This window comes from Massilia sp. GER05, from assembly GCF_052056005.1.
GTDB lineage: Bacteria > Pseudomonadota > Gammaproteobacteria > Burkholderiales > Burkholderiaceae_D > Telluria > Telluria orientalis.
This window is the reverse complement of record NZ_CP178858.1, coordinates 1,023,692-1,038,280: the sequence shown is the minus strand read 5'-3', so window position 1 is coordinate 1,038,280 and position 14,589 is coordinate 1,023,692. Positions and strand designations below refer to the sequence as shown.

The 14,589-nt window shown below is 54.3% G+C and carries 13 protein-coding genes; 8 read left to right on the top strand and 5 right to left on the bottom strand.

The window, feature by feature from the left end:
* Nucleotides 1-413 precede the first annotated feature (413 nt).
* The gene (locus ACL58G_RS04580) at nt 414-1,178 is read left to right on the top strand and encodes a hypothetical protein (protein WP_440965413.1); all 765 of its coding nucleotides are present in this window, start codon (nt 414-416) and stop codon (nt 1,176-1,178) included.
* 346 nt (nt 1,179-1,524) lie between these two features.
* Nucleotides 1,525-2,622, top strand: a complete 1,098-nt coding sequence (locus tag ACL58G_RS04575) for a hypothetical protein (protein WP_440965411.1) — start codon at nt 1,525-1,527, stop codon at nt 2,620-2,622.
* A gap of 258 nt (nt 2,623-2,880) precedes the next feature.
* Here ACL58G_RS04575 and ACL58G_RS04570 read toward each other — a convergent pair whose 3' ends face one another.
* The 3 genes from ACL58G_RS04570 to ACL58G_RS04560 form a co-directional block, all read right to left on the bottom strand.
* Nucleotides 2,881-4,650 carry a DUF3732 domain-containing protein gene (locus ACL58G_RS04570; protein ID WP_440965409.1) on the bottom strand — a complete coding sequence of 590 codons (1,770 nt, stop codon included), beginning with the start codon at nt 4,648-4,650 and terminating at the stop codon, nt 2,881-2,883.
* 74 nt (nt 4,651-4,724) lie between these two features.
* Nucleotides 4,725-5,207, bottom strand: a complete 483-nt coding sequence (locus ACL58G_RS04565; RefSeq protein ID WP_440965407.1) for a three component ABC system middle component — start codon at nt 5,205-5,207, stop codon at nt 4,725-4,727.
* Nucleotides 5,204-6,445, bottom strand: a complete 1,242-nt coding sequence (locus tag ACL58G_RS04560) for a hypothetical protein (protein ID WP_440965406.1) — start codon at nt 6,443-6,445, stop codon at nt 5,204-5,206. The genes ACL58G_RS04565 and ACL58G_RS04560 overlap by 4 nt, the downstream gene beginning before the upstream one ends.
* Nucleotides 6,446-7,061: 616 nt before the next feature.
* Here ACL58G_RS04560 and ACL58G_RS04555 point away from each other — a divergent pair.
* Nucleotides 7,062-7,328 (top strand): helix-turn-helix domain-containing protein, encoded by a 267-nt coding sequence (locus tag ACL58G_RS04555; protein ID WP_440965404.1) that lies wholly within the window; start codon nt 7,062-7,064, stop codon nt 7,326-7,328.
* Between the two features lie 404 nt (nt 7,329-7,732).
* Here the strand turns inward: ACL58G_RS04555 and glmS are convergent, their stop codons facing one another.
* A complete protein-coding gene (glmS, locus tag ACL58G_RS04550; protein ID WP_413338694.1) occupies nt 7,733-9,562 on the bottom strand; it encodes a glutamine--fructose-6-phosphate transaminase (isomerizing) in 1,830 nt (609 codons plus the stop codon).
* A 146-nt stretch (nt 9,563-9,708) separates the two neighbouring features.
* Here glmS and ACL58G_RS04545 point away from each other — a divergent pair, with 146 nt between their 5' ends.
* A complete protein-coding gene (locus ACL58G_RS04545; RefSeq protein ID WP_413380847.1) occupies nt 9,709-10,182 on the top strand; it encodes an Lrp/AsnC family transcriptional regulator in 474 nt (157 codons plus the stop codon).
* 252 nt (nt 10,183-10,434) lie between these two features.
* On the opposite strand, the gene glmU is transcribed toward ACL58G_RS04545, so the two are convergent.
* On the bottom strand, nt 10,435-11,811 hold the full coding sequence (gene glmU / locus ACL58G_RS04540) for a bifunctional UDP-N-acetylglucosamine diphosphorylase/glucosamine-1-phosphate N-acetyltransferase GlmU (RefSeq protein WP_440965401.1): 1,377 nt from the start codon (nt 11,809-11,811) through the stop codon (nt 10,435-10,437).
* A 28-nt stretch (nt 11,812-11,839) separates the two neighbouring features.
* On the opposite strand from glmU, the gene ACL58G_RS04535 reads away from it, so the two are divergent.
* The 4 genes from ACL58G_RS04535 (at nt 11,840) to ACL58G_RS04520 (ending at nt 14,295) form a co-directional block, all read left to right on the top strand.
* The gene (locus ACL58G_RS04535; RefSeq protein ID WP_440965399.1) at nt 11,840-12,736 is read left to right on the top strand and encodes a DUF6279 family lipoprotein; all 897 of its coding nucleotides are present in this window, start codon (nt 11,840-11,842) and stop codon (nt 12,734-12,736) included.
* 18 nt (nt 12,737-12,754) lie between these two features.
* Complete coding sequence (gene rsmD / locus ACL58G_RS04530) at nt 12,755-13,396, top strand: 16S rRNA (guanine(966)-N(2))-methyltransferase RsmD (protein ID WP_440965397.1); 642 nt, start codon at nt 12,755-12,757, stop codon at nt 13,394-13,396.
* A 121-nt stretch (nt 13,397-13,517) separates the two neighbouring features.
* Nucleotides 13,518-14,018 (top strand): pantetheine-phosphate adenylyltransferase, encoded by a 501-nt coding sequence (coaD, locus tag ACL58G_RS04525; protein WP_440965395.1) that lies wholly within the window; start codon nt 13,518-13,520, stop codon nt 14,016-14,018.
* Nucleotides 14,019-14,031: 13 nt separating this feature from the next.
* Nucleotides 14,032-14,295: a YfhL family 4Fe-4S dicluster ferredoxin gene (locus ACL58G_RS04520; protein WP_413338704.1), complete on the top strand. Its 264-nt coding sequence runs from the start codon at nt 14,032-14,034 to the stop codon at nt 14,293-14,295.
* Nucleotides 14,296-14,589: the final 294 nt, after the last annotated feature.

The window sequence follows — 14,589 nt, the reverse complement described above, 5'->3', positions numbered from 1 at the left end:
TGGCAGACGCTCGCGGAAGGTGCGCTGGTGGTCGCTACCGGGGAACTCGGTGTATGGGTGCCTAGTATTGACCACGTCGCCACATCCGGGCTGACGCAGCTTGTGGTTAACCCGAGGCCCAAGCGCTTTGCCATCTTCTTATCGTCCCCGTCACGTTAGCGACTCTCAGAATGTACCGGACACAGTAAGTGCAATTCAGGGAAAGTTGGCAAGAGCCCCAGATTCTCGCTTGCAATGCAGGATAATTTCTCATCGATAATTTCCGTTGCGAAATATTTTAAATTGGCAATTTCGCAATAAAAACAACACTGTGCTTGATTTTTGTTAAATTTTCTTGTTGCCTCAAAGGAACATTGATACAGTGCAATTACAGATTCCATGTGGAATCTATTACATTGTTCGGAGGTAATTCGATGTCAAGTAGTAAATTTAGCAGTGACTCAATTCGAATCGACGGCAACGGAAATGCAGTGGGAAACGGGAACCGAGTCACGTACGTCAAAAAGACAATAATCAACAATAACAACGGTTCCGGCAGCGGCGACGACGGGAAAGGTCAGGACGCGGGCGGCGCGCTGGCAATTTTAGGCTTTGTTGGCGGCGCGGTCGCTCTGGCAGCGCTTTCGTTTTGGTTCACACGTTATTCGGCAGTAATTTATGGCACTTTGATTTTCTTCAGTTTTACCAACGGGGCATTTGGTGTAATGGCCGCGCTGAAGCAGTTCTATGACGATGACTACCTGGAGGCACTGCGGAGCTTCTCCCTCGCTGCAATCGCTTTGCTTACCTATCTCAGCGTCGGCGCAGCCTCGGACACGATGCCAACCGACTTGGCCGAGTTTTCCAAAATCGGTACCTTTAACAGCTTTTGGTGCGGACTGAATCTGTTCGGTCAGCAGGTCGCGTCGCAGCATTCCATTATCGGGACATTCATTATGGTCCCGTTGGCAGTTTTGACCGGACTGCAGACTTGGCGCTCGGCTACCCTCGCAATGTGCGACGCGGAAGAGCTTCCTGAGTGGGCGCAAACCGTGTTGGAATCGGCCGCTGGCTGGCGTCAGTTTATCGCCATATGCGTGATTTGCGTCCTCTGTGTGGCGGGACATTCGCGAGCAGGCGACCAATTTTGGAAGGACCATTTCAACTCTCGAATTAGTTTCATCTGCCCGTCAAAATAGGCGATTTTTAGTCCAATTTTCACCTTTATAGATGGTGGCTATGTTAAACAACATAGCCGCTCTATGAGACGGTTTGAAAACTCGATATGGCCGAGATGTTCTTGCGCGCTTTCGGATTTACGCGCAATCTGCTTCCGGCATCACATCTGAAACGGCATGAAGTTGCACCAGATTGGATTGCCTAGGAGTTATTAAACCATGTCTAATAAGCATGTCGACGACGAGATGCTAACATTCTCACAAATAGATTACATTCCTGCCTTAGGGGGAGCTGGCACTTTGACATTAATTCCACTTCCCAAAATTTTTAGTAAAGAAAATCTCCTTTAAAAATGAATGGAAGCATATGCAATATCGAGAAATTGAAGACGTAAATCGCATTGCAACGTTGCAAAAAATCTTTACTGACTCACTTCAGCAACATTATATACATCACGAGACTCGCAGAATCGGATATCCCGGAGGACATGCTGACAAGGATGTCTATTTCCTAGAAGAAAATAGAGAAGATTCTCTCTGGTATATAAGCTGGCCTGGCGTAAAAGGTAACAAAATGATAACGCTACTTGGTCATGGCACATACGGTAGCAATGATTGGCTTTCTATCGACGTTCAGTTTAACTATCCACTGGGAAAATTTCACCGGCGTATGGGCGCCGCGTTTCTAGAGGATGTGATTACAGGCGACGTATTTCTGGCGCATAGAGGCATCGTGACGCTCGGTCAGAGAGTCCCTAAGGATAAGATACTTGAAGCTATGGCCGCAGAGGTATTCGAGGCAGAGAATTCACAGAGGATTGACGAATATATGCTCGTGGCTCCATTAAGTTCGGCAACTTTAGTGGACGACCTCAGTAAATTTTCGCGTCGGCTCCGAAATGCTATTCGTAATCTGGGAGAGGATTCGGAAATTGCAGTAGACACAGAGGATGAGGCGAACGGAGAAGACGATTCTGTTGAGATTGATGGCCCATCGGCAGCCGGGATAACTCGAAAAGGCGCAGCCGGCTTACAAGACTACTTTAAAGAATTTAGCGGTAATCGGCGAGCATACATCCCAAAGAAATCTTTTCCAACCTCCTACCATGGCAAAGTAGTACATGCGCTCCACGAGGAAATGGTTCAGCGCGGTGCGACTCTAAAGTCGCGTGCAATTGACCTAGTCGCCAATTTCGCCGAAGTTGCCGTGCTCTTTGAAGTGAAAACAAAATCTGACTCTCAAAGCATATATACCGCAGTTGGACAGCTTGCTGTTCACTCCCCAACTGTAAGTCAAATTCTTGAGAAAAATGTGAAAAAAGTGCTAGTAGTTCCGGAGAGTCCAGAGGAAATGTTAGGATGTATTATTGAAAATGATTTGGGGATACAGGTCGTCACCTATACAATTTCCGCACAAGAAAAGATAAAATTCTTTGGTCTAGATAAAATATTTGCTTTATTATAAAAAAATTAAATTCAAAGTTGGCCGTCTATATTCCTTCATTTTAAACAAGGCTGCTGAACCGTCTCAGACTACGTAAGAGAAGTGCTCCGGAAGGCTGGGGCTAGTGAACCGAAGTGCACCTTGTTTTGTATCTTCATAGGACACGCGACTTGGCTGACGCCCAGCTGGTAGCGTCCGACAAATGTCGTGGGCGTCAGTTAGCCATAGCTATAAGAAATTGAAGTGTAAATGCTTTTCTGTTGAATGACCACTTCGTCGTCAATTTGCGTTAATCCAAGAACTAGGGATGAGGGCCTCACCCTCAGAGAAATCCGGAAGTAGGTGTACGAATTCCAGGTTTTCGAGGTCTTCCCGGGGAACGTGTTCAAAGACAATCATTTGAAATTGCGCTTGATAATCTTTGTTCGCACGCCGCACAAAGCTATTGAGCAAGCTGAATGCAATACGCACCTTCTCGCTGTCGCTATTTGAAATCTCCTTCCTCGCCGCTTTTTTATCGGAGTAATACGGGCGGCTTGGCTGGTCGATGACTAAGAAGCTCGGAATGAAAACCGATTTCTGAGCAAGAGCAACCTCATGCAAAGCTAAGAAGTGCAGCAGGTGAAGGAACATATGATTCGAGCTGCTACCGATGTTTTCCACGACCGTGGACTTAGGGCGTCGTAGGCGCAGCCTTTTCTCGGTATAGTTGAAGTCGGCCTGGTAGTTTGCATAGTTCTGCAGAGCCTGGCCTGTCTCGGCCAATAGCTCGCGTGCGGTTTCATTAATTAATGAAACAACAGTGTCGCGTACCTCGCTGACATCACGTACGTTGAGCTCATCTAAAGCGTCCTTCAGCGATTCTGCGTTTTCTCCTGGAACGGCCATCGTGCTCGGAGTCTTGCTGTAGACTTCAAGCTTACCTATCGTCTTCCCAATGAAGAGCAATTTGTCACGCTCAGTTAATGGTGGCTTCTGTTCGACAGCAATCTTTGCCAAACGCTCATTGATGATATTGCGGCGCTTTTTTAGAGGAGCAAGTTGGTCTGCTAACTGGCTTTCGACCGGGTGTTTTTCAGTAATAGCCTGTTTAACAGCCTGCAAATCTTGCTGCAGGTTGACGATGAGTTGCTCGAAGATAGACGACTTCAGCAGTTCTGAAGATTGCCGTAGCAACTCATCAAACGGCCGTAAGCTGTCGGCCGACGCTTTTAAATTCTCTTTATAGTCGCGAAATTCGGACGTAAATTGGGTAATATTTCGAATTTGGCGGTTCAGGTCGAACAGCTCTGATTTCAAGGCCTCTCGCTCCGCGCTCTCCTCAAAATAATCGTTGTCCCTAAACTTTTCGAAGTATTCCGTTGTTGATGTAAGCGTGGCATCGTCAGGAATGTCAATGGTTAAACCGTAACTAGCGGCCTCCCGGGTCACGTCAGCCAGTTCTTGTTTGAACAGGACGCTCCCTGTGTCAAGATGATTCTTCTTGTTTTGAAGCCTGTCGATTTTGGTTTGCAACCGTTCGGCCTTTTCGCGTGCATCTATATTGGCAATATCATCGATGCCTAACGCAATATCGAAGATTCGAGGTAGCGCCTCGCGATATCGGTTCTCCGACTGTTTATCGAAAAATACGCGACTATTGGTGATGATGTCTTCCGATATTGTATTGAAAAGAAAGAAGTACCTAAATGAAAATTTGGAACCTGCCTTGATGGTCTTTCCACCAAATGGCATCACCGTCTTCTCACTAATGCTGAATTCAGCCTCTAAGATGGATTTCAAATCACCTTCAGCGATGTTGGCCGAAGGAACATCCGGGATTACGCCTGTGCTAGAGAAATAGTAGTCTTTGGAAACGTCATTGTTCAATGGGCTTTTTCGGGCAAGACTGTAGGTTTTGTCGTTAATGAAAAACCTAAGGCCATACCAAGCGACGTTGTCGTTGATGATGCTGTGCGGGATGTTATGCTTACTGGCCAGTAAGCAATAGTCGATAATGGACAGCAGAGCACTTTTGCCCGTGTTGCTTTCGCCGGTAAGGATGTTCACGCGGTTACGTGCAAACGTCAAGCTACGGCTGACGCCACTATTGGACCATACCGTGATGGAGTCAATTCCGAAGTTCAAAGCCACACCCTCATGTTTAGATACAGTTCTTCTTCCGAGCTTTCCAATAAGGCGGCAAGGTTTGCCGATGCTTTCTCAATTTTGAGCGCCCGAGAGCCAAAATTCTTATTGACCTCCAATGAGCGATTCACACGTATGGCATTATCGAAGTGAATGTGCTCGGATGCTACTAACATCTGGATAGCGTTTATTGTTACCACAAGACTGCTTTCGTATCGCTGTCGGAAATTTGCAAAGAGGTCCGCACGAGCAGCGACAAGTGCAGCGATTTGGCGATGCCGGACGAGACTGTTGCCCATGAATTTCACGGTGCCATCGTGCATGACGAGAGGCATCACAAGAAGTGCTTTAGGCAGCGATAACTGCTTGATATGAGCGAGAACTGCCATTAAAGCCACTGCGCAAATGCCAACATTATTGTAACCGTTCCATTCGCTTGAAGTCGCACTGGACACGTCAGTTGATATTTCAGGTGTCATTTCTGCCTCCAATCTTTGTGCCAGCCAATCTGAACAAGGTCGGAAAGATGATATAGCTCACCGTTGCTCAGTTCGATGGGTAATTGAGTTCCGTCGAGGAGGAAATTTGCACGGCGTAGTTCGCGCAGCATTTCGAGCGCAGCGGTGATGATTTCTTGTTCCGTCCCGCATCCAGCAAACGCTAGGTCAAATTCATTTTCCCAACGCGTTATCACCTCGTCGTGCAGGGCTTCTATATCATCAGAAACTATCCTTCCTTGTTGTCGCCAACGTTCCAAATTGGTGACCAGCCGTAATTTCGCGAGGGTATAAGTAGTAACTTTATCGATGTCGGTTTGTGTAATTGCGCCAATTTCTAAGAGGCGTTTGACGAACGTCTGAGCAAACAAGTTAGCCGGCAGCGGATGCTGGTACTTCGTATATTGCAGCTTTTTGGAGCGTCCATCACTGAAGTATTTTTTATAGTTTGTCCAGAATTCTTCAAAAGTCAGTTGCAGCTTTGCGCCAGCTTTGACATTTTTAAAATTTTCTGAGCGAATGTTAGAGTCTAGGCGCTCGAACACGCTATCGACCATTTCATCGTCAATGAACTTTTCACGGATTGATTTTTTTACTCGTGCAATGATATCGTCGAGTTCCAGCTCAAATCGGATATTCTTAAAGAACGCGGCAAGGACATCGTCGTCTAAGTCTAAAACTGTCTGTATATAGGACTGAAGAGTGGCGTTCGTGGTGCTTAATTTCTCAATCGCGTCGCGGAGTTCAGTGAACGTTTTTTTTGAGTCCTGGAACTCGATAACAGTTTCCAGAAACTTATTCGTTTTTGATTGTGACTTGTTCGTCACAAGGTGGAATTCAGTATTGCCGATGAATTTCAGTTGTTCGGGTACTGTGTCCCGTTGTTGCGTATCATCGGTAATGATTCGCGCCCAGTTATACAGTGTCTTCCATAGGTCTAAGCTGAGCTCTGCCAATGCGATTGGCGAGCCGGCGGCGTTGGTTTTGACAGTGTGCTTGAGCTGGACAAGAATGCAGAAACCGTCCGCTAGGTCAGTGTGCACGTCATCTTTTACCTCTAAACCAGCGGATTCTCCAGTCCGCAGATTTATCAAGCGGTCTAGGTAATAATAGTACTGATATTCAAAGCCGATGCTCGTGTCTGCGGCGCTAACGCTTTCAGTAAAACTGGTTGTGCCCGGTGTTGTCTGACTATTTGCCGCGCCAGTGGAAGTTGTCATTATTTATACATAGTTGTTTATTTCGCCGCTCTTCGACAATCGACACGTCCGAGCCCATTTCTTGCGAATAGTATCTTAAAAGTAAGAAATGTTGCACCTGTTCATGATGTTAGGGGCATGCACCTGGCACTCTGTAGTGCTTCGTGAACACATACTATATATGCGCGCACTAAATGTTCTGGGCCTTGAAGCTGCCATGGCTTCGCGGCGTTCATCGACATGCATTGACGGGCGTGCTCGAGACGATGAACTGGCCGCAGTTTGCAGGACATCATGCTACCGAGACGCGGTGTAGAGCGGAGTGGCAAATCCCATGTACATTCGGCCGAAGCCTGGGTCTTGATTGGGGGAGCTGGGCACTTATCGACTCAATTGCGCCGTAGGCGCTGGAGCTCTATATGTATGGCAGGATGGCTGTCGTAGTGCTGCCGAGGGGAAACTTTCGTCGAAGTTTTAGCGAAATTTCACTGGTTTTTTAGCCTAACTTCCACGATGGGCAACCGCTCTGACAGACTTCGACCGCAGCCATACGGACGAGCCAAAATCCGCATATCAGCTATTTCAAATTTATCCGATATTCAGCTAAAATCAAAGTATCTGCATAACGGATACTCTGATGTCTTCTACTCCGCCATCGGTTACGGTTCTCACTCCGGCTCATTTGGGGCAGTTGCTGGTTTCAGCGCGCAAGGGTCGCAAGCTCACACAAGCCCAAGTTGGGTCGCGCCTCAACCTGAGTCAGAACCGCATCTCTTATCTGGAAAAGCATGCAGATGAACTGAGCTTCAAACAGTTGCTCGTTTACTGTGCAGTCGTCGGACTTCAGGTCCGAATTGGAGAGCGAGTCACCGTAGATAATTCGGAAAGCACTGCGGAGTGGTGAGTGCCCGAGAAGACTCGATAGTTAGGCTCAGCCGCTGCCAAGCAATCGCACGGATTGTTTGACGGATACTGCCGCGAGGTACAACCGGAACGGGACATCGCGATTCGGCGAAGGGGTTGAGGCGAGGGGATGCACTCGTCAGATGCGAAGTGTTTGCCAGCTCGAAAACACGATATTTGCGCCAGGATGCAACGCCACGAAGTCATCTTGCCTAAGCGAAATCAGTCGGAGGCATTGCTCTAGGCTGCAGTCTGACGCGCCCTAATGTCGCGGTAAATAAAAGCGTTTCCGGCCAAGCGTAGCGCGGGTTCCGGGGAGTTTAGCCCCCCGAAACGCAAGCTTTTATGTAGCACGAAACGCACGCTTCTATTTCCGCCTACACTTTCATTTGCGCGACGTACCCCTTACTCGACCGTCACCGACTTCGCCAGATTCCGCGGCTTATCCACATCGGTACCACGCGCCAGCGCCGTGTGATACGCCAGCAGCTGCAGCGCCGCCACGTGCAGGATCGGCGACAGCAGGCCGTAGTGTTCCGGCAGGCGGATCACGTGCACGCCTTCACCCGACGTGATCTGGGTGTCGACGTCGGCGAACACGTACAGCTGGCCGCCGCGCGCGCGGACTTCCTGCATGTTCGACTTCAGCTTTTCCAGCAGCGCGTCGTTCGGGGCGATCGTCACCACCGGCATCTCTTCCGTCACCAGCGCCAGCGGGCCGTGCTTCAGTTCGCCGGCCGGGTAGGCTTCGGCGTGGATGTACGAAATTTCCTTCAGCTTCAGCGCGCCTTCCAGGGCGATCGGGTAGTGGATGCCGCGGCCCAGGAAGAGGGCGTTTTCCTTGCGGGCGAATTCCTCGGCCCACGCGATCACCTGCGGCTCCAGCGCCAGCACGGACGACAGCGCGACCGGCAGGTGGCGCATCTGCTTCAGGTAGTTCGCTTCCTGCTCGTCGGTCAGGCGGCCATTCACCTGGGCCAGGGTCAGGGTCAGCAGGAACAGTGCGGCCAGCTGGGTCGTGAAGGCCTTCGTCGACGCGACGCCCACTTCGACGCCGGCGCGGGTGATGTACGCCAGCTTGCACTCGCGCACCATTGCGCTCGTGGAGACGTTGCAGATCGTCAGCGTGTTCGTCATGCCGAGGCTGCGCGCATGCTTCAGCGCGGCCAGCGTGTCGGCCGTTTCGCCGGACTGCGAGATCGTCACGACGAGGGTGTTCGGGTGCGGGACGCTGTCGCGGTAGCGGTATTCGCTGGCGATCTCGACGTTCACCGGCAGCTTGGCCACCGACTCGATCCAGTACTTGGCCGTCAGGCCCGCGTAGTAGCTGGTGCCGCAGGCCAGGATCAGCACGCGGTCGATTTCCTTGAACACGCGGAAAGCCTGGTCGCCGAACAGTTCCGGCATGATGCCCGTCACGCCTTCCAACGTGTCGCCGACGACGCGCGGCTGTTCGAAGATTTCCTTCTGCATGTAGTGGCGGTACGGGCCCAGCTCGGCGGCGCCGGTGTGGGCGTGCACGGTCTTGACTTCGCGCTCGGCCGGACGGCCTTCGGCATCGACGATCCAGTAGCGGGCCAGTTGCAGGTCGACGACGTCGCCTTCTTCCAGGTAGATGATCTGGTCGGTGGTGCCGGCCAGCGCCATCGCGTCGGAGGCGACGAAGTTTTCGCCTTTGCCCAGGCCGACGATCAGCGGCGAGCCCTGGCGGGCGGCCACGACGCGGTGCGGCTCTTCGCGGCAGAACACGGCGATCGCGTAGGCGCCGTGCAGGCGCTTGACGGCCTGCTGCACGGTGTCGAACAGGTCGCCGTTGTACATGTGGTCGACCAGGTGGGCGATGACCTCGGTGTCGGTCTGGCTCTGGAATACGTAGCCCAGGCCGGTCAGCTCGGCGCGCAGCTCGTCGTGGTTCTCGATGATGCCGTTGTGGACGAGGGCGATGCGCGCGTCGTCGCTGTTCGGCGAGAAGTGCGGGTGCGCGTTCTTGGTGGCCGGCGCGCCGTGCGTCGCCCAGCGGGTGTGGGCGATGCCCGTGAAGCCTTGCAGGTGGGTTTCCTGGATTTGCGCTTCCAGATCGGCCACGCGCGACGTGCTGCGCGAGCGCGCCAGGCGGCCGTCCACGTGCAGCGCCACGCCGCAGGAATCATAGCCGCGGTATTCGAGACGCTTCAGGCCTTCGATGAGCACTGGGGTGATGTTGCGTTGGGCGACTGCGCCGACGATGCCACACATGGGAAACCTCCGAAATCGATGAATGCATGCACTGTAGAGTAGAGGAAACGAAATATGCTTTCTAAGTGTGCCTCGTTTTGATAGATAATTTCACGACACATTCGACATGAAATATCCTTTCATTTTTCTCGAAAGATTTTACTTATATGGCGCAAGAGGGCCCAAACCTTGACGATCTGGATCGTCGCATCCTGAACATCCTGCAGGTTGATGCTTCGCAGACCAATGCAGAATTGGCGGAATTGGTACACATCTCGCCGCCGACTTGCCTGCGCCGTGTCAAACAGCTCAGGGAGAACGGTGTTATCGAGCGGCAAGTTGCGATCGTCGCGCCGGACAAGGTCGGCGCGCGTCTCTCCGCCATCGTCGAGATCACGCTGGACGTGCAGGCCGCCGACCGCATGGCGGAGTTCGAGCAAGTGGTGGCGGACGAGGCTGCCGTGCTGCAGTGCTACCGCGTGTCACCCGGGCCGGATTTCGTGCTCGTCGTGCAGGTGGCCGACATGCCGGCGTATCACGCCCTGGCGCACCGCCTGTTCACCACGCACAGCAATGTGCGCAACGTCAAAGCCTACTTCTCCACATTCCGCAGCAAGTTCGAAACGCGTATCGGCGTCTGACGACCTGTGGATAACTCTGTGCGCTTATTCCTGGCGCATCGGCAAGCCAGCGGCGCCATCTCCCGCCACATGCGCATTTCACTGGGTTTCTGAAACGATCAGGCCCGCCGGGACAACGCGGTGGGCCTGTGGATGACTTTGTGGATGATGTTGTGGACGGGCAGTTGACATCCCTGTGCACAGGCAGTGGATCAGGCTGTGATTACCCTGTGTTTTTGCCGTGGATTGCCTGTGCGTATGCGGTGGACAAACTTATTTCTTGACCTTGACCGGGCGCGTCCAGTTCTCGATCGTCAACTGCTTCGGACGCGAGATCGTCAACTTGCCGGCCGGCGCATTCTTGGTCAGCGTGGTGCCGGCGCCGATCGTCGCGCCCTTGCCGACCGTGACCGGGGCCACCAGCTGGCTGTCGCTGCCGATGAACGCTTCGTCTTCGATGATCGTGCGGAATTTATTGGCACCATCGTAATTGCACGTGATCGCGCCCGCGCCGATGTTCACGCGCGAACCGACGTCGGCATCGCCCACATAAGCGAGGTGGTTCGCCTTGCTGTGCGCGGCGACCTTGCTGTTCTTGATCTCCACGAAATTGCCCACATGGACGTCCTCGCCCAGCTCGGTACCCGGACGCAAACGCGCATACGGGCCGATGATCGATTTTTCGCCAACGACGGCGTCTTCCAGGTGGCAGAACGGCTTGATCTGGGCGCCCGCGGCGACGGTCGCGTTCACGAACACGCTGTGGGCGCCGATCGTCACACCGTCGCCGATGACCACGCGGCCCTCGAACACGCAGCCGACGTCGATGGTGACGTCGCGTCCGCAGACGAGTTCGCCGCGCACGTCGATACGCGCCGGATCCATCAGGGTCACGCCCTGTTCGAGGAGGGCGATGGCGATGTTCAGCTGGTGACGGCGCTCGAGCTCGGCCAGTTGCACCTTGCTGTTCACGCCGGCCACTTCCCATTCGGCGGACGGCTGGGCCGACACGACCGGTACGCCGGCCGCGACAGCCTGGGCGACGATGTCGGTGAGGTAATATTCGCCCTGTGCATTGTTGTTCTTCAGCGAGCCGAGCCAGGACGTCAGGTGGCGGGTGGGGATGACCATGATGCCGCTGTTGATTTCCTTGATGGCACGCTCGGGTTCATTCGCATCCTTCTCTTCGACGATGCGCACGATGTTGCCGTTCTCACGGACGATACGGCCGAGGCCGAACGGGTTCGCCTGTTCGACCGTGAGGATCGCCAGCTTGTCGTCGCCGGCGGCTTCGATCAGGCGGCGCAGCGAGGCGGCCGTCGTAAGCGGCACGTCGCCGTACAGGACGAGCGTCGGCGCGTTCTCGTCGATCTGCGGCAGGGCCTGCATCACGGCGTGGCCGGTGCCCAGCTGCGGTTCCTGCAGGGCCGTGTCGATCGCGACGCCGCCCTGGCCCGACCAGGCTTGAACCGCACTCGGCACCGCTGCGCCGCCGTGCCCGTAAATCACGCATAATTTACTCGGGTCCAGGCTGCGCGCCGTATCGATAACATGCTGCAACAGCGGCTTGCCGGCCAGTGGATGCAAGACTTTCGGCAGTGCGGATTGCATGCGCTTTCCCATGCCGGCGGCGAGGATGACTACGTTCATAGGCCGTTCTCAAAACGAGTTAAAAAAGATGAAAAAGTTTAACACGCCCCCTACCGTGTTCCTGCGGGCACGCATGCTGTTCCTGATTGCCTTCGTGGCGCTGCTGAGTGCGTGCAGCACGATCCGGTTCACCTATAACCACGGTGACACGCTGCTGTACTGGTGGTTGAACGCGTATCTCGATCTCGACAGCGACCAGTCCGACTGGGTCAAGAAAGATATCGACAAGCTGTTCCAGTGGCACCGCACGACTCAGCTGCGCGATTACGCCGGCCTGCTGACCAAGATGCAGCGCCAGCTCGGCGACGGCAATGTCACGCAGGACGAATTGCTGTCCGACTACCGCGACGTCAAGGCGAGAACGGAATTGCTGGCCTTTAAAGCGCTGCCGGATCTGGCCGACCTGGCGATGTCGATCAAGCCTGACCAGATCGCGCAGATGGAAAAGAAGTTCGCGAAAAATAACGAAGACTTCCGCAGGAAATTCATGAGCGGCAGCGTCGAGGACCAGCATAAAGCCCGCTATAAAAAGGCGCTGGAACAGCTTGAATTATGGTTCGGCAGTTTCAGCCGCGACCAGGAAGCGGCACTCCGCAAGGCGTCCGATGCACGCCCACTCGACAACGAGATCTGGCTGCAGGAACGCGTACTGCGCCAGAAAAAAATCATCGCGCTGCTGCAGCGTATTCAGCGGGACAAGCTGAACAAGGAACAGACGATGTCGGCGATCCACGACCTGCTGCGCGACTTGTTCGACCGCATGGATGCGCCGGAGCGCAAGGCATTCTTCGACGCCTATGTCGACAACACGTCGAAATTCATCCTGACGGCGATCCGCCTGACGACGCCGGACCAGAAAGCCCATGCGCAGAAACGCATGCAGGGCTGGATCAACGACTTCAACGCGCTGGCTAGCGGGAAATAAGATGCTATATTCCGCCCCATGCAAAAAAAGAAGTCCGCCCCTACCTACGCCCGCCGCCCGGGCCCGCCGCAGCAGGTCCGCATCATCGGCGGCGCCTGGAAGCGCACCCCACTTCCCGTTCTCGACGCATTTGGCTTGCGTCCCACGCCCGACCGCGTCCGCGAAACCGTCTTCAACTGGATCAATCACCAGATGACGGGCGACTGGGACCGCGCCGACTGCCTCGACCTGTTCGCCGGCAGCGGCGCCCTCGGTTTCGAGGCGGCCAGCCGCGGCGCGCGGTCCGTCACGATGATCGACACCGTCGGCCCCGTCGTGCGCCAGCTCGAACTGGTCAAGGACAAGCTCAAGGCGAACAACGTGCGCGTCCTGCGCGCCGATGCCCTGGCCGTGGCGCGCGACTTCATCCAGCGCGGCCAACGCTTCGACGTGATCTTCCTCGATCCGCCCTACCAGCAGGATTTCCTGGTCCAGGCCTTGCCGCTCTGCGCGCAACTGCTGAACGAAGGCGGTCTCGTGTATGCCGAATCGGGCGAGCGCCTGCCGTTCCCGGAGACGGATGAGGCGGCCGAGGACGTCCCCGAATGGCTGCAGCCCTGGCAGCTGGTCCGCGCCGACAAGGCCGGGATGGTGCACTACCATTTGTTAAAGTTGCGTTAAAACACCGCTTTTCTGGGCAAAACTGCTTAAACAATAAGCAAAATGGGCCCCCTTCCCGGGCGGTTGCCGAAATTTCAGGCATAATGCGCGTCTATTCAGGTGCATTCTCCAGGGAGCCGCAATGGTTGTAGCCGTTTATCCAGGAACTTTCGATCCGCTCACGCGCGGCCACGAGGATTTGGTGCGTCGCGCATCGGGTCTGTTCGACACCCTGGTGGTCGGGGTCGCCGACAGCAAGAACAAGCGCCCCTTCTTCTCGCTCACCGAGCGCCTGGAAATCGCCAACGAAGTGCTGGGCCATTATCCGAACGTGAAGGTCGAAAGTTTTTCCGGCCTGCTCAAGGATTTCGTTCGCCAGCACGATGCACGGGTGATCGTGCGCGGCCTGCGCGCCGTGTCCGACTTCGAATACGAGTTCCAGATGGCGGGCATGAACCGCTACCTGCTGCCCGACGTCGAAACCCTGTTCCTGACGCCGTCCGACCAGTACCAGTTCATCTCCGGCACCATCGTGCGCGAGATCGCGATGCTGGGCGGCGACGTATCCAAATTCGTGTTCCCCTCGGTCGACCGCTGGCTGCAAAAGAAAATCGCCGACATGGCGGCCGCACCGAAAGCCTGAGGTCTTATTAGTCATGGCATTACTGATTACCGACGACTGCATCAATTGCGACGTGTGCGAGCCCGAGTGCCCGAATGACGCGATCTCGATGGGCGCGGAGTTTTACCAGATCGATCCGCATAAATGCACGGAATGCGTCGGCCATTTCGATGAGCCGCAATGCCAGCAGGTGTGCCCGGTCGCCTGCATTCCGTTCAATCCCGAATGGCGCGAAACGCGCGAACAGCTCCAGGCGAAATACGAACGCCTGACCGCAGACAAGGCCAAAGCGGCCTGATCGCACAAGCCGGCCTGCGCCGGCTTTTCTTTTGGCGCTCCGCCATTCGCTACGCCTCATCCAATGATTGCGTGCGTAATAAATTCATTCATTACGCATACAATCATTATTCACGTTCCAAAACACAACACTTTCCGCGCACTGCATTGGTGCGCAACAAAGCCGCCTCGTCGTTCGCGGACATGTCTCCCGAGGCCGGGATTGTGCTCTTGCAGCATTGAAATAGTTTTGAGTCTCTAATTTCGCCAAACACATCGGTGCTATATTTATCTTGCAAAATTAGCACGGCCATTC